Here is a 23,928-nt window from a genome sequence, read left to right as displayed (position 1 = left end):
CGAACACGGAAGTTAAGGCTCTTAACGCTGAAGGTACTTGGTTGGAGACGACCTGGGATAATAGGTAGCCGCCACTTAGCAAAACAGATAGCATTATATGCTGTCTGTTTTTTTATATAAAAAGAAAGGAAAATAAAATGTTTTACAATACAGAAAATTTAAAAGATAATGAAATATACTTAAAACTTAGAAAAACTTGTGATGCGCAGCCTGAGAAGGAGTGGCTACCTGCTTACTACTTCGACATTTGTCTATTAGATGGAACTAAAGTTGGTGTATGCGATTTACGAATTGGTCACAATTCAAATACATACATTGGTGGTAACATCGGTTACGTTGTTGACGAGCCGTACAGAGGACATCATTATGCGATGAAGGCGTGTAAGCTATTATTCAATTTAGCTAAAATGCACGAGATGGATTATTTAATAATTACATGTAAACCAGATAACATTCCGTCGTATCGCACTTGTGAGCTTCTTGGCGGAGATCTAATCGAAGTAAAAGAAGTTCCTCAAGGCCATGATTTACGCAGACAGGGTTATACTGATGTAAATATTTATAGATTTGATTTAAATACATTTTAGTCAATCTTATGATTAGAGAAAAGACTTTTAAGAGGCGCTAATAAATAAATACTTATATTAATAATAGAATAGTTATTAATAATTGAATTTTTAAATTTAAGTATATATAATGTGTTTAAATGTATATTTTATTTTATAGAGAGACTTAATTGAATGGTCTCATAAAAGTTAAGATAAAAAAATTAGCCATCCATTATGCGGATGGCTATATTTATGCTTTATTCTATTGATTTTTTTCTTTATATATTTTTTTAAGTCTCTTTAATTCTTTTTGTGTTTTTACATTTCTAAATATCTTACTTACCGATGATGCTATCATAAGTCCCACGGCTATGGCAATTGCCATGAATAAAGACTGTACTGCTTCTGTTGCGCCCATTTCAAGATTGTCAGTGATGAAGTAGTTCATCGATTGATATATCTTAAGTCCTGGTACTAGTGGTATGACGCCTATAATGAAGTAGCAATTGACTGGTGTTTTTTGCCATCTTGCGAAGAATTCTCCAAGTATACCGCACAATAGAGCACATAGTAGCGACGAAAATATATAGCTGAAGTTATTTTCTGTCAAGACCATATATAAAGTCCAACAAATTGCACCATTGATTGCGCATAAGAATATATTCTTCTTTTGTATATTAAATAAGACGGATATAGTTGCGCACGAAACGCTCGCAAGTAAGAATTGTTTTATTACATAGTTCATTATATCCACCCCATTAGCGAAACAAGCATAAGTACACTACCAACGCCGAAGGCTATGGCAACTGCTACGAATATGGCTTCGAAGCTTCTTGCAGTACCTGCGATTAGGTCGCCACTTAAGAAGTCTCTAATTCCTGATGTAAAGGCAACTCCCGGCACTAGTGGTAGTATCGAGCCAACAACTATCATGTTTAAGTTATGTCCCAGATTTAGCTTAACTAGTAAAACTGCTGCAAGTGTTGCAACAAGCGAGGACACGAAATTACCTAAGAAAGGTGTTTTCGATAGCTTTAGTATATACTCGTTTACAACAAAGCCACATGCCGATGTAAATATCGAGCAGGCAAAGTCACTGAAACTGCCTCCAAGCATTAGCGTGAAGACCGCACAGCCGATGCAGGCCATCACAAGTATCATCATAAAGCTATATTCACTTTTCTTTTCAATCTCTTCAAGCTTTTGCATAGCGTCATCTATAGCTATATTCTTCGCACAAAATTCTCTCGAGAAAGCGTTAATCATATTGACCCTGCCGATGTTATTGCCTCTAGTCTCGATGTTCTTCACAAGATAGAAGGACGAATTATCGCTGTTATCACCTATGATTATAACTGTAGGCGAGAGAAATAAGGGTATGTCGAAGTAGCCATGACTTGCTAGTATCCTCTTAACTGTATCATTTGCCCTCGAAATTTCCGAGCCATTCTTAATGAGTAGCTCCGCAGTTTTTAGGGCGATGTTATAAATTTTTCTACGCTCCATGTAAGCGTCTGTAATATTTTCCATAGTATCACCAAATATATTATAATATATTTTTGTGAAAAAGTCACTTATTTTCTGTAAATTCTTTTAATAATTACACATAAGTGATATAATTTTATATAGGATTATTATGAGAAGAAAATATTCATTTATTGCGTGTATTATGGCCTTGGCAGCCATCTACACCTATTATTTCAATATCAATAGCTACATATTATTAAGCCTGGGCATCCTTTTGGGTATAGGTCTTTTTAGCAAGAAACGCCTTAGGCTTTATTTGCTTTTGTCTGTGACAATATTTTTCGCGACAGCTATTTATACGAATTACAGGAGACAAAGCGTCTTTAAAAATTATAAAAATGAAGAAAAAGAATACATATTAAGAGTCGAAAATATCAAGGAATACGAAGGATATTCTACATTTTTAGCCTCTGTCAAAAACGTTAATGGCAATGTATTTAACGAAAAGCTCAAAGCGTATTACAATGGCAGAGAGCCTTTAAATAATTATGATACGATTAAAGTAAGCGCTAAGCTAGAAGATATAAGGATAAATGCCAATCCAAATCTTTTCAACGAGAAGATGTATTATTTAACGAAGAACGTTAAGTACAAGATAAAGTTTAAGGACTTCGAAAAAATCTCTTGGAAGATGTCTTTTGCGGAGAAAATGAATCTTGCTTTTGAGAAAAAGCTTGATGCGCTCACAAAAAATACTATGAGGATGAGTAACGCTAACTTCCTTAAGGCGATATTCATGTCAAACACAAATTACCTGGATGAAGATGAGCTGAGTACATATAGATCAGTTGGGCTCGGCCACTTGCTTGCGGTTTCGGGTCTACATGTCTCGCTTATTAGCTTTGCAATAATTTTTATACTCGTGGGACTTGGCTTATCTAAGAGAAGGGCGAGCGCCATATGCATAATCTTTCTACTTATTTATGGCACAGTGATTAATTACCCTGTATCATTTTTAAGAGCGATGATACTATTTATCGCGCTTGACCTAGCCTTTGTCTACGACATAAACATAGAGCGCATTGAAATCATCTCCATAGCGCTAATTATAACGCTTTTAATTAATCCATACTATGTATTTTCAGTATCGCTTCACCTTTCTTATGGAGCGGCCTATGCGATAGAAATACTTTTTAGGAGACTTAAAAAGCTTGGCGACAAGAAGAATAAAACGCAGGAGGCACTGCTTTTTGTTCTTGCTATCAACCTAATTTTAGCGCCAATTCAGCTATATACATTTCATGAGTTTAATTTTATTTCGCTACTAACAAACCTGATTTTGCTTCCGATATACTCAGCCATAATCACAGTAAGCTTCGTAATACTTTTACTTTCGCTCATAATAAGCAAAGTCGCGATCTTGTTTATGCTAGTAGATTACATTCTCAGCGGCCTTTACAAAATTTTATATTTCATCTCAAGTGTAGATATTTTAAAAGTTTCGCTCTACAATCAAGATGCGCTTATCATCGCGTATTTCACCTTGCTCGTTGCCTTTTACTTTGCGAACAATTTTAGCTATATGAAGACAAGGCTTGTTAAATTCATGCTTATGGCGATGGCTGCGGTCACATTTGCATCTAGCTTCATATATATCACTAGTCAAAAGCATTACGACACGCTCAATATGATTAGTATAGGTCAAGAGGAGGCAATGCTTTTAGATATAAATAAGAAGAAAATTCTGGTTGATACTGGCGGTGACATCATGGGCTCGTCTCTTTCATATGATAGGACGCTTAGAGAAGTCCTTAAGAACGCCGGGGCCGATAGCCTTGACATAGTGTTTATCTCGCACTTTGACAGCGACCACGCAGGCAACCTTGATTATCTACTTTATGAATTTGATATTAAGAACATCTGTTTTTACAAAGACATAGCTCCGTCATATATTAAGGCGAAAATTATTGATAGGGGAATTAATTACATCGACCCAGATGTTGTTAATGGCATTGATCTTGGCAAAGGGAATTACATCAAGATTATCCATAGAGATGTAAGTTTAAATAGCAACAACAGCTCACTTGTATTTGAGCTAGATACAAATGGCACAAAAGTCCTCTTTACAGGCGACATCGAGAGAGAAGCTGAAGATTATTATATTGACAAAGTAGATAAGATTGATATCTTAAAAGTCGCTCATCACGGCTCGAAAACAAGTTCTTCTATGAATTTCCTTGAAAAGACTAGGCCAAAAGACGCAATCAGCTCGCAAGGACTGAATAACTCCTATGGTCATCCACATGAGCAAACGCTTGAAAACTTCAAAGCCATTGGCGCGAACTTTTACAGAACCGATAAGCAAGGCATGATCAGCGTTATCTTCAAAGATGGCAGCTACGAGATAGAAACATTTTATAAGGAATATTACAAGTACCTTGATTATATGAAAAAATACATTTTCTTATTGACCTTGCTATCTATAATATTTTCCTATATAATAAGTATAGTCATTGATGACTACAAAAAGTATGGAGACATGATTAATGAACTATAGAAATTTTTTAAATGAAGTAAAAATGAATAATGTAAGCGGCGCTTATCTTTTCAAGGGCATAGAGTGCTACCTCATGGACAAGACCTTGGACGCGCTGATAAATACTTATCTTGACAGCAATCAAAAGCTTATGAACCTTGCAGATCTCAAGTACTCAGAGAATTTGATTAAAGATATTAAAAGTAATATCACTATGCTTCCTCTTATGGCTGAGAAAAAAATCACAGTTGTAAGAAAAGCAAATGAGAGTATCAAAGCGCTTAACGATGACGACTTACTTGGGGAGCTTGGGAAAATGCCAGAGACGAGCATAATCATATTTATGGATGAGGACGATAGTATAAAAAAGACGCTTAAATTTTACAAGCACTTCAAGAAAAATGACCACATAGTGAGCTTTGACAAGGAAAAGATAGAGGACCTTGTCAAGTGGACGGCGCGCAAATTTAACGAGCTGGGCGTAGAAGCGGGCTTTGCTGAAGCAAGATTTTTGATCGATAGACTCGGCTTTTATAGCGACGAGAGCGTTAATATGTATAGCCTTGAATCAGAAGTTGAGAAGCTTTCAAGCTACATAGGTAAGGGCAGACTCACTCGAGGTGCAATAGAAAAAGTTGTTAAGGAAAATACCATTGACAATATCTTTGCCATGATAGACGCGATAAATAAGAAAAATACAAAGGCGGCACTAAATGAGTATGAGAAGCTTCTTGCAAATGGCGAAGCAGATATAAAGACATCGTATATGATATTTAGAAATCTTAGACTTCTTTTAGAACTAAAAATTTGCGATATAGAGAAAAAAAGCGAAGTAGAGAAAAAAGATCTCTTGAAGATATCACCATACGAGTACAAAAAGCTATCAAGCCTAGCGTATTCATATGATTATAAGTTTTTGCTGAAGTTTATGAACGAGCTTAAAGATTTAGACATAAGTTTGAAAAACACAAGCAAAGATAGTACTATGATGATAAAAAATTTAATATATAAGATGACAGAATAAACTGTTTTATAAAGAGGGCTTAGGCTCTCTTTTTTTATAAGCCTTCTCTATAGTAAAGACATTATATATAGAATTTTATAAATTTACTATAAAAAAGTACGAAATCATTTGACATTAATAAATTTAAGGTATATACTTAAATTAAGTATAGTATTAAAATAGAAAGAATGATAAGGAGTGAGTATTAAATGAAAGAAAAGAACAATGCGGCTTGGGAAAGCCATGAAAAAAGACTTAACGATAAGATTTTTTTGATAGTATTAATTATAGTTTCACTAGCATTTGCATATAGAGTTTTTGTGTATGATCAATACTTCAATCCAGATACTTTATTTTTAAAAGCTGACAAAGTCATGTCTAATACCGATGCTATTAAGATTGATGATAAGATAATTAAGTTTAATATAGCATCAAGGATAATAGAAACGGAAAGAGCTGAAGATGAGTACAGTGATACAAAAGAAGTATTACTACTTAATGATGCTGGTAGAAAGATTGGAAAAGCAAAACTTTCTAAATTTAATGGCGAGGATGTAATTAGAGTCTTTAAAAATGAATTTAAAGTTGAATTATTAAATGAAAGTGCTAAACTTAATTTCTTATTACTTAAGGAAGCAATTTAGCATCAAATAAATTTAATATATATAAAAGTTAATAAGCCCATAGATATTAATGACTAGTGTAAAAGCTAGTCATTTTTCTTTTGCAATATTTTTAATAGCTCAAAAAATACTACTAAAGTAGTATTTTTTAGACATTTGTGTAACATGATTGTAATATTACTAGTAAAATGTATGAAAATGGTTTAAAATGGTTGTAAAGAAGCTAGAAATGGTTCGAAATGGTTATTAATGTTTAGAATAGCATTAAGAAGGTGTTATCAATGTTCATGGGTTTATTTAAACATAGTATTGATTCAAACGGGAGGGTTATCATACCCTCTAAAATGCGTGATGAACTTGGTAAAGACTTCATAATTACTAGGGGATACGACAGATGTATCTACATTTATAACCGTGAAACTTATGAGAAAAAGCTTGAGCAATTCGATGATTTACCTGATACTGTTCTAGAAAACAGAAAATTTGAACGTGAGATGTTCCTTTACATGAACGAAGCTAACATGGACAAGAACGGCCGTGTTATGCTGCCTGAGATGCTTAGAGATATGATGGATATAAAGGGCGACGTTTACATAATTGGCGTTAGAAAGAGAATTGAAATTTGGGATACAGAAGTTTATAAGAACTACAAAGCAACTGTTGCACCTCTTGAAGAGCTTGCAAATAACATAAAGAGAGATTAGTTATGGAGTTTAAGCACATACCTATCATGCTTTCTGAAGTGATAGACGGACTCGACATAAAGCCAAATGGCATCTACCTAGACGGTACCATTGGCGGAGCGGGCCACTCGCAAGAGATTCTTAAGAAACTTAATGAAGACGGCCTACTAATAGGTGTCGATAGGGACAGAGAAGCTCTTAATAAAGCAAACGAAGTTCTATCAAGCGTTGGCGGCAATTTTAAATTAGTTCACGACAACTATAGAAATGTCAAAGCCATTTGCCAAAATTTAGGCGTTGATCACTTAGATGGCATACTTCTTGATATAGGCGTATCGTCTTATCAGCTTGACAACAAGGATAGAGGCTTTTCATACAGGATGGACGCGAAGCTTGATATGCGCATGGACCAAGAGAGCGGCAAATCTGCTTACGACATCGTTAATACATATACTAAGGAAGAATTAGAAGAAGTAATTTATAAATATTCGCAAGAGAGATGGGCTAGACGGATAGCTGAATTTATCTGTGAATATAGGGCAGAAAAACCGATAGAGACTACATTTGAACTGACTGACGTAATTAAGAGGGCAATACCAAAAAAGGCGAGGGAGAACAAACATCCATCTAAAAAGACTTTTCAAGCCTTAAGGATAGAGGTAAATGATGAGCTTGGCGCATTAAACGCTGCCTTGCAAGACGCTATCGACATTTTAAACCCAGATGGAAGGATAGCGGTAATAACATTTCATTCGATGGAAGACAAAATCGTAAAAGATATATTTAAATTTAACACACTTGATTGCATTTGCCCACCAGAGAGCATTATCTGCACATGCAATCACAAGAGAAAGTTAAAGCTTGTGAACAATAAGCCACTTGTAGCAAGCGAAGAAGAATTAAAAGCTAATCCGAGAAGCGAAAGCGCTAAGCTTAGGATAGCTCAAAGAGTATAGGGGAGGTACACTATGTCATCTGCAGCGAGAAAATTATATGATAGTCCAGTTTATTCGCAAGAAAGGACAGTAAGCAAACCACTTGTAAAAAAGAACGTTAAGCATAAAGCCAAAGCAAAGGAGAGAGTCGTTAATGTTTTCTTCGTGAGAACTGTTTTGTGCGCTATAGCCATCGGTCTTGTATTTACTATGCTTGTTTTTTGTGCTGACAGAATCACTAGAGTGCAAAACTCCATTAACCATAGCAACGCTGAGATCAATAGGCTTAAGACTACTCTTATAGACGAGACTGCAAAGCTTGAAAGTCTTAAGAATGCTGGTGCGATTGAGTTCGAAGCTAGGACTAAGCTTGGAATGATCTACCCTAATGAAGCGCAAATACTAAATATAAACACAAACAGTAAAGAAGAAAGAGAGATTGACGATAAAGTTATTGTTAGTCTTGATTCAGACATTGACCAAAGTATAGAAGAAAGTGAAAGAAAATGAAAACGCCGACAAGCGATAGACATAGAAAGAAAAAGACAGGCAAATCTAAAATTCCTAACAAGTACAATAGGATTTTGGTTGTTCTGGCTTTTTTTGGATTTATAATTGCATTATTTTTAGTACAGCTATTTAAAGTTCAAATATTGGATGCAAAAGGCTATAAGGAGTACGCTGTAGGCCAATGGACTAAGGCGGTCAGCCTTGGTAATCAAAGAGGTTTTATATACGACAGGAACAACAAGCCCTTAGCAGTTAACAAAAACATAGTGACTTTCTGGAGCGTTCCATTCAAAGAAGAGGAAAATGAAAAGGAAGAAGCTAGATATAAAAGAGAAAAAAAATACAAAGAGATAGCTGAAGAGGTCGCTTCAAAGATAGCTGAAATGACTGGGGAAGACTCAAGAGACGTCTACGACAAGATTACATATGAGAGCAGAATCAGAGTAGTTGAAGAGATGGAGCTTGATGATTACAAAAAATTCAAGGAAGAGATGGGCAAAGTTAAGTTCAGAACAGTACTTGAAGTAGAAGAGAAGGCAAAGAGATACTATCCATTCAATGACCTTGCATCTCAGCTCATAGGCTTTAACAATATTGACAACGTCGGTATCAATGGTCTTGAAGTTAAGCTAAATGAAGCACTTGAAGGAAGAGAATCAAAAAAGGTTCAACAGCTTGAAGCCAATATGGTTAATGCGCTTCCTAATCAAGAAGAAAGAATTATTGAAGGCAAAAAAAGTGTCAACGTAGTTTTGACTATAGATGAAAAACTTCAAAGAGAAGTCGAAAAGATAGCGGATGAAGCAAGAGAAAAACAAAATGCTGAGTCAGTATCCATCATAGTTATGGATCCACGCGACTCATCGATACTTGCTCTAGCAAATACCGGTAGATACAATCTAAATGAGCCGAGAAAGAAGCCAGATGATGTTGATGAGAACGTTTGGGACGAAGCAAGTGATGAAGACAGAAACCAAATCCTCTTTGATAAGTGGCGTAATAATGCCATCAGTGACTCATACGAGCCCGGTTCCGTATACAAGGTAATTAACTTAGCAGCAGGACTTGAGGAGGGCAAGCTTAATGACAATATGAGCTTTTCATGCTCAGGCTCAATTGATGTTTATGGAAGAACCTTATCATGCGCAGATCACACTGCTCACGGCACTCAAGACATCTCTAAGGCACTTAACAACTCATGTAACGTTGCCTTCGTTCAAATAGGTAATATCTTAGGTAAAAACGATATACTTAGATATGCTAAAGCCTTTGGCTTTGGCGAAAAGAGTGGAGTCGATTTGCCAGGCGAAAGTTTAGGTATACTTCCGACAAATATTAACGCTATAGGTCCAGTTGAACTTGCGACTATGTCTTATGGTCATGGACTTGCAGTTACACCTATACAGATGGCGAACGCAATATGCGCGGTTGTTAATGGCGGAACGCTTTATAAACCAAAATTAGTTTTAAAAACTGTTGATGACTTTGGCAACGTTGTTGACACGCCAAAGAGCGTTGTCAGAAGAAGAGTTATTTCAGAAGAAACAAGTGAGCACATGAAGAAGCTTCTTGAAAGCGTTGTTAGAGATGGTTACATCAAAAGATCAAGGATAGATGGCTACAGAATAGGCGGTAAGACTGGTACAGCACAAAAAATTGTTGACGGCAAGTACAAGAAGAACGCTTATATATCTTCCTTCGTCGGAGCATTTCCAATTGATAAGCCGGAATTTGTTGTTTTAGCAATTGTCGATGAGCCAAGAAGCGGTGTAGCATATGGATCTTTGGTAGCGGCACCTATTTTCCAAGACGTAGCAAAATTCATAATCGACTACTACAAGATACCGCCAGCAAGTGCGGTTAGTGAAGTACAAAATGAAAAGGTACAAGTGCCAGACTTAAAGAACAAAACTATGGGCGAGGCAGGACTTGAGCTTGCGGACCTATCTTTAAGCTTTGACACTAAATATACAGAGTATACAGATGAGTCTTTAATCATTTCGCAAAGCATTAATCCTGGCGTCTTTGTTGATAAGGGCACGGTTATAACGCTTGACGTTGAAGCGAAGAAGGATGACATCATACTAACGCCTGACTTTAAGGGCATGACTAGAGACGAAGCCTTTGGTCTTGCTGAAAAAGTTGGACTTAAGCTAAAAATTGAGGGTGATGGCCTTGTTAAAGAGCAAAGACCTGAGCCGGACAAAGAAGTGAAGAAAAATTCTATAGTAGAGTTAAAATTGGGGGACTAAGATGTTTAAAAACATAAGTGCATATAGCGTAATCATTATATTACTAAGCTTTGCTTTAGTATGTTTACTTGCAAAGATAATTATACCTAAGCTTAGAAAGTACAAGCTTGGACAAAATATTAGGCAAGAAGGACCTAAGTCTCACTTAAAAAAGGCCGGCACACCTACTATGGGTGGCGTACTATTCATAATAAGTTCATTAATTGCAGTACTTGTATCGAGCCTAGCAGGTTTTGTCTTTACAAACGAAATCATCTTATTAGCCCTAGGCAGCACTGCCTTTGGCTTAGTAGGCTTTTTAGACGACTATATTAAATTTTTTAAACATAGAAATTTAGGTTTAAGAGCTTATCAAAAATTAGTTTTGCAAATGCTTTTCTCAGCTCTTATAGCATACTTCGCATATAAACTTGCGGGTACTATGGTCTATATACCATTCTATAAAGAAGTGGATTTAGGTAAGTGGGTAATCTTACTTAACTTCTTTATATTAGTAGCAAGTACTAACGCAGTCAACTTAACTGATGGACTTGATGGCCTTGCAACAGGCGTTATGTCTATCATATTACTCACACTTGCGATATACTCATTAAAGATCTCAAACATGACTACTTATGCTTACTCGATAATTATGTTTGCATCGCTACTTGGCTTTTTAATCTTTAATAAGTACCCAGCACAAATATTTATGGGAGACACTGGATCATTATTCTTAGGAGGCGTCCTAGCTATAATCACAATACTATTGGGGCTGCACTTCTATATGATTATATATGCACTTGTATTGATTATGGAAACGCTTTCAGTAATTATACAAGTAGCAGTATTTAAAAAGACAGGCAAAAGAGTTTTTCTTATGAGCCCACTTCACCATCACTTTGAGATGAAAGGCATGAAAGAGACTAAGGTTGTCGTGATGTTTTGCGCATGGACACTCATCTTATGCGCTGCATCGCTAGTAATATTTTTGAGGTGATATTATGGACTACAAGGACAAAAATATTCTAATTTTAGGATATGGAATATCTGGTTACGGAGCTTCTTTATATTTTATAAGTAAAGGGGCTAATGTTTATGTCTACGATGACAATATGGATCAAATCTTAAAGGACAGAGCAAATGAAAACCTTGATGATGTAAAGTTTTTAACAAGGACTGAGCTTGATGCAATCGATTTCGCTTTTGTATTAAAGAGCCCTGGAATAAAGCCTTCATCAGATATAATTCGCTACCTTGTAGACAAAAATGTCGAGATAGTCTCTGACATAGAAATCTTGTATAGAGATTTTAAAGATCATAAATTTATAGTTATCACCGGAACTAATGGAAAGACAACTACAACTACTTTTATCGGCGAAGTGCTTAAAGACCTTGGCTACAATGTCAATGTCATTGGTAACATCGGCGTTTCGCCTCTACTTGAAGCGGCGAACTACGATACACACGTGATTGAAGCATCAAGCTTCCAATTAGAGTACACAAAAGATTTTAAGCCGAACATCGCCATCATACTAAACATAACACCAGACCACTTGGATTGGCACGGCTCGTTCAAGGCATATGAAGAGGCAAAGAAGAAAATTTATCAAAATATGGACAAATCTTCATATTTGATACTTAATTATGACGATATTGCCTTAAATAAAGTTGATCAAGACACAAATATACTATATTTCACTTCAAAAGAAAAAGAGCTAAAGGACATGAGCTACATCGCTCCAAACATCGTTGATAAAGAGGGCGAAGTAGTGATTAATAAGGACGATATATTTATAAAGGGTCGCCATAATTATGAAAATCTCATGGCAGCGACACTTGCATTAGAAGTTTTTGGCGTAAAAAGAGAAAATATAGTTAAAGAGATAAAAGCTTTTAAGGGTGTTGAACATAGGATTGAGTTCGTTAGGGAGCTTGATGGGGTTGACTACTACAATGACTCCAAGGGAACTAATCCAGATGCGTCGCTTAAAGCGGTTGAAGCCTTTGATAGAAGCATAGTGCTTATAGCGGGCGGCTATGACAAGAACATACCGTTCGAGGACTTTGCATCTAAGACAAAGAACAAAATTAGGAGCCTAATACTATTTGGACAAACAAAAGATAAAATTAAAGAAGCCTTCACCAATATTGGTTATGAAAATATAACTATTGTTAACAATATGAGTGAAGCAGTAAAAGCAGCTAAATTAGATGCGCAAAAAGGCGATGTAGTCTTACTATCACCATTATGCGCGAGCTGGGGAATATACAAAAACTATAAAGAACGCGGACTTGAATTTAAAAAATTAGTAAATGAGTTGAAGTAAATGAACAAGAGTAAAAGTAATGCACCTGATTATCACATCTTAATATCTGTAGTATGCCTAATAATTTTAGGCATCATACTTGTGTATACGAGCTCTTATCCTTATAGCTACAGGCTTGAAGGGGGTAAATATGGCGGCGTATACTTCCTTACAAGGCACTTAGTCTTTGTATTAGCAGGGGCGATACTGTCTTTATTTGCATACAAAATCGATTATAAAAAGTATGATTCGAAATTTTTCATAGGCCTTATGATTGTATCGAGCATCGTCTTGGTTTTATTACTAAAGTTTACTTCATTAGGAACAGACTTCGGTAAAGGCTCAAGAAGATGGATAAATGTTGGCGGCTTTTCATTCATGCCGTCTGATATAATCAAGGTTGCGGCAGTTTTCTGCATGGCCTCATACATGAGCAAAATTAATTTGCGCAGGAGAAATTTTCAAAACATTGTTTTAGTTCCTGCAGCTATTATACTTTTCTTCACATTTTTAATATACATACAAAAGGACTTAGGTACAGCTGTTACAGTTGCTGGAGCACTATCAATCATGTACTTCATCGGAGGCGCGCCACTAACTGTGATACCGCCAGCCATTGGAGCTGCAATACTTGGCATATACCTAGCCATATATAGAAATGAATATAGAAGAAACAGGTTCTTTGCCTATAAAGACCCAATTAAAAACATCAGAGACACAGGTTGGCAGCCAGCGCAAAGCTTATTTGCTTATGCCAATGGCGGTCTATCGGGCGTAGGCATTGGTCACAGCACTCAAAAGTTTTTCTATATACCAGAAGTGTATAATGACTATATACTCGCTGTATGCGGAGAAGAATTAGGATTTTTAGGAATGATTTGCATTGTTGCCCTATTTTCTGTTATAATTATAAAAGGATACTTAACAGCTGCTAGGGCGAAGGATAGATATGGTCTTATGCTAGCAAGTGGCATCAGCTCCTTGATAGCTATACAATTTTGGATCAATGCAGCAGTATCAGTAAACTTGGTTCCTTCGAAAGGAATCACACTGCCGTTCATTAGTTATGGTGGTACATCCTTAATCATTTACATGATACTAACAGCGGTACTGTTAAATATATCTAAGAGTGCAAATTCAGAGGTGAAATAATGCGATTTATCGTAACTGGTGGTGGCACTGGTGGGCATATATACCCAGCCATGACCATAGCAAAGAAATTGATTGAAAATAATCACGAAGTTATATACGTCGGCAGGAATGGAAGTCTTGAGGAAAGGCTTGTTGCCAAAGAAGATATCGAGTTTAAAGGCATAGACATAGTTAAAATACCAAAGAAGAACCCGAAGGATGCTTTTAAGTTTTTGAGACTACTTTTTAAATCGCTTGACGAGTGCAAAAAGATAATCAAAGACTTTAAGCCTGATCTAGTAATAGGAACAGGTGGCTACGTTTCAGGCCCACTTGTTTATGCGGCTCAAAAGAAAAAAATCAAGTCGATGATCTTCGAGCTAAATGTTCATGCGGGTATAACTACAAGGCTTTTAAAGAAAAGAGCAACTAGGATATTAGTTACTAATGAAAATACAAAGAAGCTTCTTAAGAGAGAAGATATTACGGATATAGTTGGCATACCGATTAGAGAAGAGTTTGACGGTATTCATGACAAGGCTAGCCATGAGCCTTACTACGACTTTAACAATGGCAAAAAAGTTGTTTTATCATTTGGCGGAAGCGGTGGACAAAAGTCCATCAATGAAAATGTTCTTGCCATGATTAAGAAACATTATAAAGACATGGACTTCAACATCTTCCACGTGAGCGGAACTTATTCATACAATTGGTTTAAGGAAGAGCTCGACAAAGACGGTATTGATTATACAAAAAATAATGTTCGTGTAGGCGAGTACCTATATGACATGCCAAAGGCTTTGATAGATGCTGACATGGTTATCACAAGTGCTGGCGCGCTTACTCTTAATGAGGTTTCATGTGTAGCCAAGCCAGTTATAATCATACCAAAGGCTTATGTAGTTGAGAACCATCAAGAGTACAATGCACGCTATTTTGAGAATATGGGCGCTGCTAAGATGATACTTGAAAAGGACCTTAACGAAGAGCTACTATATGATGAGGTCAATAATATACTTCATAATGAAGATATTTACAAGTCTATGCAAAAGGGACTTAAGAATATATTTGTCAAGAATGCAATTGATGAAATATATGATATAATTATTAAAACTATTTAAAGGTGAAATTATGGAACCAATGAGTAAACAGGATATAAGGAGAAAAAGAATACAAAGAGAAAGGCAAAGAAGGAGAAGTCTTTTGAGATTCTTCGTAATCACTGTAATTGTTTTTGCGTTCATACTATTTATATTCAATACAAAGCTCTTTGGTCTAAAGCATATAAATGTTAGCGGCAACAAAAACTTATCTACTGATGATATAATAAAGGCGAGCGAACTTGAAATAGGTGAGAACATTCTTAAGCAAAGCCTTACTGAAGCAAAGGCTAAGATTAAGATGAATCCATATGTTGAGGACGCACATCTAAGTAGATCGTCAAAGGATACTGTAACGATTGAAATTAAGGAAAGATTAATCGCGGCAGAATTTTTTAGCGACTCAAAATACATTTACATAGACGAGAAAGGCACTGTCCTCGAGAACAGCAGTTCATATAAGGAAGGCTACCCGCTTATAAAGAATTTTGACAAGACTCATCTTGAACAAGGCGAAAATTTTTACAATACTGAGGTTGGTGCTTCACTTGAAGAGCTAATAACTGAGATAAGCGCGAATAATTTAGTGAAAGAAATCAAGACTATAGAGAAGAATCAGGACTTAGAAGTTTCTCTAAACTATAGGAGCGGCCTTGTCGTTCAGCTTGGTGAGCTTAAGGACGTTAGATACAAGATGAAGGTCTTAAATGCGACCATGACTAAGCTTAAGGAAAAAGGACAAGTACCTAGGATGATTATGTTTAATAAGGGCAAGGCGCCTGTTGTAGTTTTAGATACGGGTGAATAGATGAAAATTGATAAGAAAAAAATATTGCTATTCATAGCTAGTGTAATTATAGGTCTTTCGATAACGATGCAGCTTAAAACAGTGAAGAAAACTGTTGGCAACCCTCTAAATGTAAAGAGGGGGCAAGAGCTTGCTCAAAGAGTAAAATCATTAGAAGAAGAGAGAGACGGCTTATTGCAAAGGCTTGATGAGACAGAAGAAAAGCTTAGAGAGTATGAAAAACCTGGCTCGAGCAATAATGAGATAGCAAAAAAATTATACGAAGAAACTGAAAAATATAAGATGATAGCTGGCTACACAGATCTAAAGGGCAAGGGCATCATACTAACTATAGATGAACCAAAACTTGCCGATGGCGAAGTGAGCTTTGGCATACAAAACGATATAGATCTAATTCTTAGCGCCATTAGCGTTTTAAATAGCGCTGGAGCTGAGGCTATATCTATAAATGAAGAGAGATACACATCATTTACTGAGATAGTAAGTGCAGGTAAACATATAGAAGTTGGCGGAGTAAGTACATCTGCGCCCATAGTTATAAAGGCTATAGGCGACGCTGACACAATGCAATCGGCTATTGAGTTTAAAGGCGGAATTAAAGATGAGCTGCAAAACTATAACTACCAAGTCATTTTAACTGTAAGAGACGATATACTTATACCGAGATACAAAAAGAGCATCGACTTTCTATACGCAAAGCCTGCTAATGACGTGCAAGAATGAAGCATAAGATTAAACGCGTTGTGCTTGTTATAATTTATATACTTGTAGGAATTTTCCTTGGCTTATACTTAAAGACAGACAGAGAATTCTACGAGCCTTTAAGCATAAACAAGATGAAAGAGACAAGCATCAAGGTAAAGAATTTAAAAGCAGAAATCAAGAGCATTAATGAAGAGCTCGACAAGCAAGAGAAAAAGCTTGAGACTTTGGATAATCTAGTCAAGAACGATAGTGATTTTTTAGCATTTTTAAATGAAGAAAAATTATTTTATCAGATGATATCAGGAGACGTTGATCTTGAAGGCCCAGGCATAGTACTTACCATAAGTGAGGAAGCTGTCGATAGGCCGGTCAAGAGGACTGACGTGGTTCACGATAGCGACTTACTAAGGATAATTAACGACTTAAGGGATTCAGGCGCCGAAGCCATCAGCATAAACGATTTAAGAGTTTATTCAAGGACTGGCGTTAAGTGCAATGGACCAGTTGTTAGGCTCAACGGAAGAACTAAGGGAGCGCCATTTGTAATAAAGGCGATAGGCAACAGTGACAAGCTTTATTCAGCGATTAAGTCACCGGGTACTTTTGCTAGTATCTTAGAGACCATAAACCCAATTAAGCTTGATATAGAGCAAAGTGAAAATGTTCTTGTTAAGAAAAAGATAGACGAGGACAAGATTATATATTCAGAAAAATTGACGGGAGAGGATAAAAAATGATTATTGCACTCATTGGTATAATAATCGGAATAATAATCGGCTATGTACTGCCATATAGTTACAATCCATATTATTCCTTGTATATATCCATGGCGCTACTAGCTGCGATTGACTCAGTTTTTGGTGGTATTAACGCACACATGGACAACAATTTTAACAATAAGCTTTTTTTATCGGGTCTTATTGGTAACTCCTTAATCGCGGCGCTGCTTACTTGGCTAGGCGATATTCTTAGCATACCTTTATATTATGCGGCGATTTTCGTCTTCGGAGGAAGAATTTTTAACAATTTTGCGACAATTAGAAGAAAAATACTAAACAAAATGTAGATTTTGTGGTAGAATATAAGTAATAGAGTAAATAATTAAATACTTAGTATAAAAGGAGGATTCGTAAATGATTGATTTTGATGTAGAAATTGACCAATTTGCCAAAATTAAAGTTATAGGTGTTGGCGGAGCAGGTAACAACGCCGTTAACAGAATGGTTGATGCAGGCGTAAAGGGTGTTGAATTTATTGCAGTTAACACAGATAGACAAGCACTTGCATCATCAAAGGCACAAAACAAAATTCAAATAGGAGATAAGGTTACAAAAGGTTTAGGCGCTGGAGCTAACCCAGAAGTTGGTTCACAAGCAGCTCTTGAAGATAAAGAAGGCATCACTGAAATGCTTAAAGGCACTGACATGGTATTTATCACAGCCGGTATGGGCGGTGGAACAGGTACTGGTGCTGCACCTATCATTGCGCAATTAGCAAAGGAACAAGGCATACTAACTGTAGGCGTTGTAACTAGACCATTTGGCTTTGAAGGTATGAAGAGAGCTAAGAATGCATCTCAAGGAATTAGCCAATTACTTGAAGTAGTTGATACTCTAGTAACTATTCCGAACGACAGACTTCTTCAAATAGCTGACAAGAAAACATCATTAAAAGATGCTTTCATTATGGCTGACGAAGTACTTAAACAAGGTATACAAGGTATATCTGATCTAATCAGTGTACCGAACCTAATCAACCTAGACTTTGCTGACGTTAAGACTATCATGGAACAAAAGGGTATTGCTCACATGGGTATAGGCTTTGCTCAAGGAGACAACAGAGCTACTGACGCAGCGAAACTTGCTATCAAGTCACCACTACTTGAAACATCCATAGAAGGATCTAAGTCCGTTCTATTAAATATCACAGGTGGTACAGACCTTGGTATGTTCGAAGTAAATGAAGCCGCAGACTTAATCAGACAATCAGTTGCTGACGATGCAAACATCATCTTCGGTGCTGGTATCGATGAAAGCCTTGGCGATTCTATCAAGATAACTGTTATCGCTACAGAATTTGAAGATGGATCTAAACCTGCTAAAAAAGATTCAAATAAGGATTCTGATGTAGAAGAAGAAAAGTACGAAGAAAAGAGAAGTGAACCTACTTCAAGCTTCGACGATTCTTTATTAGTACCTGATTTTTTAAAGAATAATTAATTATGAAGTGTCCTTTTTGTTCTTACGAAGATTCAAAAGTACTAGATTCAAGACCTACTAATGAGGGTACTGCGATTAGGAGACGTAGAGAGTGTCTTCGCTGTAAAAAAAGATTTACAACATATGAAAAAATTGAAGAAACACCTTTAATAGTTGTCAAGAAAAACGGAGACAGAGAGACATTTGACAGAAGTAAGATATTAAAGGGCGTAATCAAATCTTGCGAGAAAAGACCTGTTAGCCTAAGTCAAATTGAAGGCTTGGCAGATAGTGTCGAAGAAAAGCTTATGAGCACGATGAAGAAAGAAGTTTCATCTACCGAAGTAGGCGAACTTATTATGCAAGGCCTTAAGGAGATAGACCAAGTAGCTTATGTAAGATTTGCTTCAGTATACAGAGAGTTTAAAGATACTCAATCATTTATGAAAGAGCTCCAAAAGATAATAGACGAACAAAACAATTAGTATAAGAAATGCCTTTCTTGTTTTACAGGAAAGGCATTTTTGTGATTTATTCAATACGATTAATATATAGAGGCTAGTCTTTATTTGACTAGCCTCTTTGTATCATTATTTCTTTTTGCTTACTTGTTTTTTATAAACATTGTCATACCACGCTTGCTTTGAAACTATTAATGTCTCTAAAGAAGCATTCTTGCTCTTATAAAGCTTTTCGTGAAGTGCTTGACAATCTCTCAAGTCATTTAATGTTAAATCTGGATAATCTTTAAGGCCATAAGTACCATTAACAAAGATGGCGTATTCAAGATCGCCGTTCTTTTTAATCCAGCTATTGCAAGTCGCTTCAACGCCATTTAGCATCTTCTTTATAAACTCAGTATTTACAGGCTTTTCTTTAAGAAGGTCTTCGTACATAAGAGCCTTTAAGCCCATTAGGTGATGGTTTAGTGAAGAGTGCGTCATGCCGATGTAGTACTCAGCGCCGTAGTCCATAACTAGGCAGGCATCTTCTTTATAAGGAATTTTGATTGCGTTTTGATTAGCGTATTTTTTGTAATAAGTCAAGACCTTATCGGCAAGCTCTAAATATTTTTCATCTTGAAACTTTTCATACATTCTTAAGCAGATGTAGGCGTAATCAAGATTCCACCTTGTATCGAAGTAGCCTTTCTCAATGTTGTAGTCAGCCTTTAGCCACTCACTTCTATATGGAATAGGATAGTAGCCTTCGTCATTAAGCTTCTTCGCTGTATCGTCTATAAGCTTTGCTGTCATTACTTGTGAAAATTTGCTGTCAATCGTATCTAGGTGAGTGTTTGCAATATATATAGCGCCTTGCAAAAAGAAGTAGCTCTCCTTATATGGCACCGAGCGCGGATTCATTTGATAGTAGTAGCCATCAGGAATGATACAGTGCTTATCAAGTCTGTACTTCATGTCGACAAGTTTAAACGCTTCTTGCGTTTGGAATGGTTTTTCATCCATGCTCGCGTAGCAAATGCTGTATTTAATGTCTTTATTCGTGTCTTTGATATCTTTTAGTCTTAATTTTATCTTTAGTTTTGTCTTGTCATAAGTAATTTCGCTCTCAATGTTCACCTTGTCAATAATATTGTCTTGAACATCTTTGTAAGCGTTGATGGCTGTGATCACGTAGTATTTTTCGCCGCTATGCAAAATGACTATGTTTGGATTTTTAATATTGAATTCTTTTTTCTCTATGCTAATAATTTTCGCAGCCTCATCAATGTATTCGCAGCTCGCATCTTTCATTTTTATAGGAAAATCAATATCTAAACTGTCCTTGCCATCAAAACTTCCCGTGATAAACTTAAGCTTGGCGCCTTTAAACTCAAAGCCATCTTCCTTAGCTTCCTCAGCTTCTTTGCCTTTTTCATCTTCTTTATTTTCTTTCGTTTCCTCAGCTTCTTTAGTCTCCGTAGTTTCCTCAGTTTTTTCAGTTTCCTTAGCAGCTTCCTCGGCATAAGCTGTATTTTTTGTGCTTAACACGAGTAAAAATACACTCAGCGTTATTAGCAAGACAAATATATTAAATTTTATTTTTATTTTATTTATTTTCATTACTTTCTCCTATAATTATAGTTTCTTAACTCTTAGCACTATAATTATACATTAAAAGACTTCGATTTACAAGAAATTTAACAGCTTTGTAAAGAAAAAAATCCTGGTCACATAAGTGATCAGGATTTGTGATGGGAATATTAGACTTATTCGATGATGATAGGTCCATTGCTTGTCTTTATATCACCGAATAGAGTAAGGTCTGAATCGTTATTAAGTACTGCTGTACTTAATTCGTCACCGTCTTCATCAAGCTTAAATCTGCTGTCGTCGAAGATGGCTGGGCATGTGTATTTACTTAGACCTCTTAGATTAAACTTGACATTTCTGCTAACGCTTTCTAATTCAACTGTGACAGGTCCATTACTATTAGTTATAATAATGTTTTCAGCGCAGTTGAAGACGTCTTTAACATCAACATAAGCGTTTGTTGTGTGAGCTTCTAGATTAACAAATGGTGTGTTATGCATAGTTATTTCAGCGTTTGTTGTATTTATAAGAAGGTCAGTGAACTTCGCGTCCTTTATCTTAACTGAATCGTTAGTAGTTTTAAGTTCTGATTTGCCAATGATTGAGTCTTCAATCTTGATCTTGTCATTGCTTGTTGTTAAGTATAGCTCGTCACAATTGACTGAGTCAAGAATTATCTTGTCATTGCTTGTCTTAACATCAACTTTAGCAAAGTTTAAAGCAGGTACTAAAACCTTTAGGCTAACTGCAAAATCTTTTTTAGTAAAACTTTCGTAGTTTGGCTCGATAAGTATTTCTTTATCATCGATAAAGCAGTTTATGAACTCATAATCGCCAGGAATAGTTTTTTTATCTGTGTAATAGATTTTGCCAAAGATTTCAATTTGATCTGAGCTCGATGGAAGTATCTCTACTTTTTCATTAGTATTATTTATTATTAAATCATATTTTTTATTCTTGTCTACATCAAGTTTAAGTGTTGCGAACTTTTTGTTTTTGAATCTATCATCAAAGCTGTAGCTTGCGTATATATGGCCGTCTCTCATGCCTTTCTCAGCAGTTTCTAATGACTTACTAACTATCTTGTTAACAAAGTTTGAGATTTTGTTAGCAAACTTATCTGACGCGTCAAAGACGTCAAAGTCGTCGCCTTCAATATGGATTTCATTTCTCTTTTTATTTGGCTTATAAGTTTTTTCGCCTTTCTTTTCACCAACAGCGTTAAGAAGTTTTAGCGCCTCTTCTTCATCAATCTTGCCGTCCTTTAACATTTTAAGGATCATAATTTTTTCTTCAGACATTTTAAACCTCCTTTAGTTCTAAAAGCATTTTTTCTGCTTCACTACTTGTTATTGTACCGCTATTTAAGAGCTCAAGTATTTCTTTTTCGCTAGTTGAACTCTTTTGATCAGAGATAATCTCGTTGATTTGATCAAGCTTTTTAATTACAGTGGGGTAGGATATACCCAAAGCTCTTTCAATCTCTTTAATATTGCCTCTTTTTAATAGAAAAGTCTTAATAAAGTCAATCTGCTCGCTATTAAGCTTGTAGAATGAGTTATTCTCGAATCTTCCTTCTATAGTCGTGTTGCAATTGTCGCAAACTAACCTTTCTATGTATAGTTTTGAACCGCAAACAGGACATTCATTTAATGCTTTATTAATCATAGCGTCCTCCTTTATTAAGATTATACATCTATTAATTAAATATGTCAATATATTTTTGAAAATATTTTAAATATATTTATTTTTTAATTAAATTTATTAATATTAAAATAATAAAAATTAATGTTGGACATCTTGCAGCTTATTTGATATAATAAAAAAGGTGAGAAAATGAATTTGTTTGACATGGAAAGAGAAAAAAATTTAAAATTATCTCAAAATTTAGCTGAACGCTTTAGACCAAAGAGCCTCGATGACTACATTGGTCAAGAGAAGGTACTTAATAAGAACTCTTTTCTATACAAGGCGATCAAGGCCGACAGACTTCCTTCGCTTATACTATATGGCCCAGCAGGCACTGGTAAGACTTCACTTGCAAACGTTATTGCTAACACTAGTAAGTCGAATTTCATAAAGATTAGTGCCGTGGGTAGCGGCGTAAGCGACTTAAAGAAGGCGGTAGAGGAGGCCAAAAGGCTTTTGGAAGAGAATAAAAAGACCATACTCTTCGTAGACGAGATACATAGGTTTAACAAGGCTCAGCAAGATTTTCTGCTTCCATACGTTGAAGATTCGACCGTTACGCTCATAGGTGCAACGACAGAAAATCCATATTTCGAGGTCAATAGCGCACTTATATCGAGATGCTTCATAATAAGGCTTGAAAAGATGAGTGAGGAAGACTTAACCCAGCTTGCGAAGAAAGCCTTAGCAAATGAGGTCAATGGACTTGCTTCACTAAAGGCGAGCATCGATGACGACGCACTTGAGTATCTAGTTAGAATTTCTAATGGCGACGCGAGAAATATGCTAAACTTTTTAGAGATAGCTGTTTTAAGTCAAGATCCAGAAGCTGATATGACTCGCCATATTAAGTACGAGGACGTCAAGGGACTTGTCTTTGAAAGAGCACACTCCTACGACAAGAGCTCGACTATGCATTACGACACAATCTCAGCTTTCATCAAGAGTATGAGAGGCTCGGATCCAGACGCAACAGTCTTTTACTTAGCTCACATGCTAAATAATGGCGAGGACCCATTATTCATAGCGAGACGTATAGTGATATTTGCTTCAGAAGACATTGGTCTAGCTGACCCAAACGCGCAAACGCTTGCGACGTCAGCCTTTTATGCGGTCAAAGCCATCGGCATGCCAGAAGCACGCATAATCTTGAGTAACGCAGCCATTTACATGGCGCTTGCAGATAAGAATAACTCGACCTATGTCGCCATTAACAAGGCGATGGCGGATGTCGATAAGATCAAAGAATTTCAAATTCCTCTGCACATAAGGGACGCTCACAACAATGACAAGAAGGTCTTTGGTGATCACGCGGACTACAAGTATCCGCACAATTATAAGGACAAAAAACCTGAGCAAAATTATTTGCCCGAGGGTTTAGAAGATAAAAAGTATTTTAATAATAATTAAGGAGGTCAACAA

The 23,928-nt window shown here is 36.2% G+C and carries 24 protein-coding genes and 1 rRNA gene; 20 read left to right on the top strand and 5 right to left on the bottom strand.

The window, feature by feature from the left end:
- Positions 1-77: ribosomal RNA gene (gene rrf / locus AC1EJ0_RS06330) — 5S ribosomal RNA — on the top strand; the annotation flags it as partial.
- A 60-nt stretch (positions 78-137) separates the two neighbouring features.
- The gene (locus tag AC1EJ0_RS06325) at positions 138-587 is read left to right on the top strand and encodes a GNAT family N-acetyltransferase (RefSeq protein WP_480023667.1); all 450 of its coding nucleotides are present in this window, start codon (positions 138-140) and stop codon (positions 585-587) included.
- A gap of 223 nt (positions 588-810) precedes the next feature.
- Here the strand turns inward: AC1EJ0_RS06325 and AC1EJ0_RS06320 are convergent, their stop codons facing one another.
- Together AC1EJ0_RS06320 and AC1EJ0_RS06315 are read right to left on the bottom strand one after the other, a co-directional pair.
- Positions 811-1,293: a threonine/serine exporter family protein gene (locus AC1EJ0_RS06320; RefSeq protein ID WP_294985700.1), complete on the bottom strand. Its 483-nt coding sequence runs from the start codon at positions 1,291-1,293 to the stop codon at positions 811-813.
- Positions 1,293-2,078 carry a threonine/serine exporter family protein gene (locus AC1EJ0_RS06315; RefSeq protein WP_058260119.1) on the bottom strand — a complete coding sequence of 262 codons (786 nt, stop codon included), beginning with the start codon at positions 2,076-2,078 and terminating at the stop codon, positions 1,293-1,295. The genes AC1EJ0_RS06320 and AC1EJ0_RS06315 overlap by 1 nt, the downstream gene beginning before the upstream one ends.
- Positions 2,079-2,184: 106 nt before the next feature.
- Between AC1EJ0_RS06315 and AC1EJ0_RS06310 the strand changes: the two genes are divergently transcribed.
- The 17 genes from AC1EJ0_RS06310 (at position 2,185) to nrdR (ending at position 19,269) form a co-directional block, all read left to right on the top strand.
- Positions 2,185-4,572 carry a DNA internalization-related competence protein ComEC/Rec2 gene (locus tag AC1EJ0_RS06310; RefSeq protein ID WP_480023666.1) on the top strand — a complete coding sequence of 796 codons (2,388 nt, stop codon included), beginning with the start codon at positions 2,185-2,187 and terminating at the stop codon, positions 4,570-4,572.
- On the top strand, positions 4,562-5,575 hold the full coding sequence (gene holA / locus AC1EJ0_RS06305; RefSeq protein WP_480023665.1) for a DNA polymerase III subunit delta: 1,014 nt from the start codon (positions 4,562-4,564) through the stop codon (positions 5,573-5,575). The genes AC1EJ0_RS06310 and holA overlap by 11 nt, the downstream gene beginning before the upstream one ends.
- Before the next feature lie 188 nt (positions 5,576-5,763).
- Entirely contained in the window at positions 5,764-6,198 is a 435-nt protein-coding gene (locus AC1EJ0_RS06300; RefSeq protein WP_480023664.1) for a hypothetical protein, read from the top strand.
- A gap of 260 nt (positions 6,199-6,458) precedes the next feature.
- Positions 6,459-6,881, top strand: a complete 423-nt coding sequence (mraZ, locus tag AC1EJ0_RS06295) for a division/cell wall cluster transcriptional repressor MraZ (RefSeq protein ID WP_058260130.1) — start codon at positions 6,459-6,461, stop codon at positions 6,879-6,881.
- Between the two features lie 2 nt (positions 6,882-6,883).
- On the top strand, positions 6,884-7,816 hold the full coding sequence (gene rsmH / locus AC1EJ0_RS06290) for a 16S rRNA (cytosine(1402)-N(4))-methyltransferase RsmH (RefSeq protein WP_480023663.1): 933 nt from the start codon (positions 6,884-6,886) through the stop codon (positions 7,814-7,816).
- Positions 7,817-7,828: 12 nt separating this feature from the next.
- Positions 7,829-8,305: a hypothetical protein gene (locus tag AC1EJ0_RS06285; RefSeq protein ID WP_480023662.1), complete on the top strand. Its 477-nt coding sequence runs from the start codon at positions 7,829-7,831 to the stop codon at positions 8,303-8,305.
- The gene (locus tag AC1EJ0_RS06280; RefSeq protein WP_480023661.1) at positions 8,302-10,557 is read left to right on the top strand and encodes a peptidoglycan D,D-transpeptidase FtsI family protein; all 2,256 of its coding nucleotides are present in this window, start codon (positions 8,302-8,304) and stop codon (positions 10,555-10,557) included. The genes AC1EJ0_RS06285 and AC1EJ0_RS06280 overlap by 4 nt, the downstream gene beginning before the upstream one ends.
- Before the next feature lies 1 nt (position 10,558).
- Positions 10,559-11,533 carry a phospho-N-acetylmuramoyl-pentapeptide-transferase gene (gene mraY / locus AC1EJ0_RS06275; protein ID WP_480023660.1) on the top strand — a complete coding sequence of 325 codons (975 nt, stop codon included), beginning with the start codon at positions 10,559-10,561 and terminating at the stop codon, positions 11,531-11,533.
- Positions 11,534-11,537: 4 nt separating this feature from the next.
- On the top strand, positions 11,538-12,863 hold the full coding sequence (gene murD / locus AC1EJ0_RS06270; RefSeq protein WP_480023659.1) for a UDP-N-acetylmuramoyl-L-alanine--D-glutamate ligase: 1,326 nt from the start codon (positions 11,538-11,540) through the stop codon (positions 12,861-12,863).
- Positions 12,864-13,994 (top strand): FtsW/RodA/SpoVE family cell cycle protein, encoded by a 1,131-nt coding sequence (locus tag AC1EJ0_RS06265; protein ID WP_480023658.1) that lies wholly within the window; start codon positions 12,864-12,866, stop codon positions 13,992-13,994.
- On the top strand, positions 13,994-15,094 hold the full coding sequence (gene murG / locus AC1EJ0_RS06260; protein ID WP_480023657.1) for an undecaprenyldiphospho-muramoylpentapeptide beta-N-acetylglucosaminyltransferase: 1,101 nt from the start codon (positions 13,994-13,996) through the stop codon (positions 15,092-15,094). Before AC1EJ0_RS06265 ends, murG begins: the two co-directional genes overlap by 1 nt.
- Before the next feature lie 10 nt (positions 15,095-15,104).
- Positions 15,105-15,881 carry a cell division protein FtsQ/DivIB gene (locus tag AC1EJ0_RS06255; protein WP_480023656.1) on the top strand — a complete coding sequence of 259 codons (777 nt, stop codon included), beginning with the start codon at positions 15,105-15,107 and terminating at the stop codon, positions 15,879-15,881.
- Complete coding sequence (locus tag AC1EJ0_RS06250; protein WP_480023655.1) at positions 15,882-16,604, top strand: DUF881 domain-containing protein; 723 nt, start codon at positions 15,882-15,884, stop codon at positions 16,602-16,604. It abuts the gene before it with no gap.
- Entirely contained in the window at positions 16,601-17,323 is a 723-nt protein-coding gene (locus AC1EJ0_RS06245) for a DUF881 domain-containing protein (protein ID WP_480023654.1), read from the top strand. The genes AC1EJ0_RS06250 and AC1EJ0_RS06245 overlap by 4 nt, the downstream gene beginning before the upstream one ends.
- The gene (locus tag AC1EJ0_RS06240) at positions 17,320-17,652 is read left to right on the top strand and encodes a small basic family protein (RefSeq protein ID WP_058260141.1); all 333 of its coding nucleotides are present in this window, start codon (positions 17,320-17,322) and stop codon (positions 17,650-17,652) included. The genes AC1EJ0_RS06245 and AC1EJ0_RS06240 overlap by 4 nt, the downstream gene beginning before the upstream one ends.
- 67 nt (positions 17,653-17,719) lie before the next feature.
- Positions 17,720-18,805, top strand: a complete 1,086-nt coding sequence (gene ftsZ, locus AC1EJ0_RS06235) for a cell division protein FtsZ (protein ID WP_294796882.1) — start codon at positions 17,720-17,722, stop codon at positions 18,803-18,805.
- 2 nt (positions 18,806-18,807) lie between these two features.
- Entirely contained in the window at positions 18,808-19,269 is a 462-nt protein-coding gene (gene nrdR / locus AC1EJ0_RS06230) for a transcriptional regulator NrdR (RefSeq protein ID WP_058260143.1), read from the top strand.
- A gap of 105 nt (positions 19,270-19,374) precedes the next feature.
- Here the strand turns inward: nrdR and AC1EJ0_RS06225 are convergent, their stop codons facing one another.
- The 3 genes from AC1EJ0_RS06225 to AC1EJ0_RS06215 form a co-directional block, all read right to left on the bottom strand.
- On the bottom strand, positions 19,375-20,847 hold the full coding sequence (locus AC1EJ0_RS06225) for a hypothetical protein (protein WP_480023653.1): 1,473 nt from the start codon (positions 20,845-20,847) through the stop codon (positions 19,375-19,377).
- A 146-nt stretch (positions 20,848-20,993) separates the two neighbouring features.
- Positions 20,994-22,118, bottom strand: coding sequence for an SHOCT-like domain-containing protein (locus AC1EJ0_RS06220; protein WP_480023652.1), 1,125 nt, complete (start codon positions 22,116-22,118; stop codon positions 20,994-20,996).
- 1 nt (position 22,119) lies between these two features.
- Positions 22,120-22,485, bottom strand: coding sequence for a DUF2089 domain-containing protein (locus AC1EJ0_RS06215; protein ID WP_196792486.1), 366 nt, complete (start codon positions 22,483-22,485; stop codon positions 22,120-22,122).
- A 168-nt stretch (positions 22,486-22,653) separates the two neighbouring features.
- Here AC1EJ0_RS06215 and AC1EJ0_RS06210 point away from each other — a divergent pair, with 168 nt between their 5' ends.
- On the top strand, positions 22,654-23,916 hold the full coding sequence (locus AC1EJ0_RS06210; RefSeq protein ID WP_480023651.1) for a replication-associated recombination protein A: 1,263 nt from the start codon (positions 22,654-22,656) through the stop codon (positions 23,914-23,916).
- Positions 23,917-23,928: the final 12 nt, after the last annotated feature.

This window comes from Fenollaria sp. C0166D3, from assembly GCF_056590255.1.
The sequence above is the reverse complement of the archived record's forward strand: the minus strand, read 5'-3'. Positions and strand labels throughout refer to the sequence as shown.

What these genes read in the sequence shown, in the direction of transcription:
- AC1EJ0_RS06300 (WP_480023664.1), top strand. Translation starts at nt 5,764, where the DNA reads ATGAAAGAAAAGAACAATGCGGCTTGGGAAAGCCATGAAAAAAGACTT.
- mraY (WP_480023660.1), top strand. Translation starts at nt 10,559, where the DNA reads ATGTTTAAAAACATAAGTGCATATAGCGTAATCATTATATTACTAAGC.
- AC1EJ0_RS06220 (WP_480023652.1), bottom strand. Translation starts at nt 22,118, where the DNA reads ATGTCTGAAGAAAAAATTATGATCCTTAAAATGTTAAAGGACGGCAAG.
- AC1EJ0_RS06325 (WP_480023667.1), top strand. Translation starts at nt 138, where the DNA reads ATGTTTTACAATACAGAAAATTTAAAAGATAATGAAATATACTTAAAA.
- murG (WP_480023657.1), top strand. Translation starts at nt 13,994, where the DNA reads ATGCGATTTATCGTAACTGGTGGTGGCACTGGTGGGCATATATACCCA.
- AC1EJ0_RS06215 (WP_196792486.1), bottom strand. Translation starts at nt 22,485, where the DNA reads ATGATTAATAAAGCATTAAATGAATGTCCTGTTTGCGGTTCAAAACTA.
- AC1EJ0_RS06310 (WP_480023666.1), top strand. Translation starts at nt 2,185, where the DNA reads ATGAGAAGAAAATATTCATTTATTGCGTGTATTATGGCCTTGGCAGCC.
- AC1EJ0_RS06245 (WP_480023654.1), top strand. Translation starts at nt 16,601, where the DNA reads ATGAAGCATAAGATTAAACGCGTTGTGCTTGTTATAATTTATATACTT.
- rsmH (WP_480023663.1), top strand. Translation starts at nt 6,884, where the DNA reads ATGGAGTTTAAGCACATACCTATCATGCTTTCTGAAGTGATAGACGGA.
- murD (WP_480023659.1), top strand. Translation starts at nt 11,538, where the DNA reads ATGGACTACAAGGACAAAAATATTCTAATTTTAGGATATGGAATATCT.
- AC1EJ0_RS06210 (WP_480023651.1), top strand. Translation starts at nt 22,654, where the DNA reads ATGAATTTGTTTGACATGGAAAGAGAAAAAAATTTAAAATTATCTCAA.
- AC1EJ0_RS06315 (WP_058260119.1), bottom strand. Translation starts at nt 2,078, where the DNA reads ATGGAAAATATTACAGACGCTTACATGGAGCGTAGAAAAATTTATAAC.
- AC1EJ0_RS06225 (WP_480023653.1), bottom strand. Translation starts at nt 20,847, where the DNA reads ATGAAAATAAATAAAATAAAAATAAAATTTAATATATTTGTCTTGCTA.
- holA (WP_480023665.1), top strand. Translation starts at nt 4,562, where the DNA reads ATGAACTATAGAAATTTTTTAAATGAAGTAAAAATGAATAATGTAAGC.
- AC1EJ0_RS06255 (WP_480023656.1), top strand. Translation starts at nt 15,105, where the DNA reads ATGGAACCAATGAGTAAACAGGATATAAGGAGAAAAAGAATACAAAGA.
- AC1EJ0_RS06320 (WP_294985700.1), bottom strand. Translation starts at nt 1,293, where the DNA reads ATGAACTATGTAATAAAACAATTCTTACTTGCGAGCGTTTCGTGCGCA.
- AC1EJ0_RS06240 (WP_058260141.1), top strand. Translation starts at nt 17,320, where the DNA reads ATGATTATTGCACTCATTGGTATAATAATCGGAATAATAATCGGCTAT.
- mraZ (WP_058260130.1), top strand. Translation starts at nt 6,459, where the DNA reads ATGTTCATGGGTTTATTTAAACATAGTATTGATTCAAACGGGAGGGTT.
- AC1EJ0_RS06265 (WP_480023658.1), top strand. Translation starts at nt 12,864, where the DNA reads ATGAACAAGAGTAAAAGTAATGCACCTGATTATCACATCTTAATATCT.
- nrdR (WP_058260143.1), top strand. Translation starts at nt 18,808, where the DNA reads ATGAAGTGTCCTTTTTGTTCTTACGAAGATTCAAAAGTACTAGATTCA.
- AC1EJ0_RS06285 (WP_480023662.1), top strand. Translation starts at nt 7,829, where the DNA reads ATGTCATCTGCAGCGAGAAAATTATATGATAGTCCAGTTTATTCGCAA.
- ftsZ (WP_294796882.1), top strand. Translation starts at nt 17,720, where the DNA reads ATGATTGATTTTGATGTAGAAATTGACCAATTTGCCAAAATTAAAGTT.
- AC1EJ0_RS06280 (WP_480023661.1), top strand. Translation starts at nt 8,302, where the DNA reads ATGAAAACGCCGACAAGCGATAGACATAGAAAGAAAAAGACAGGCAAA.
- AC1EJ0_RS06250 (WP_480023655.1), top strand. Translation starts at nt 15,882, where the DNA reads ATGAAAATTGATAAGAAAAAAATATTGCTATTCATAGCTAGTGTAATT.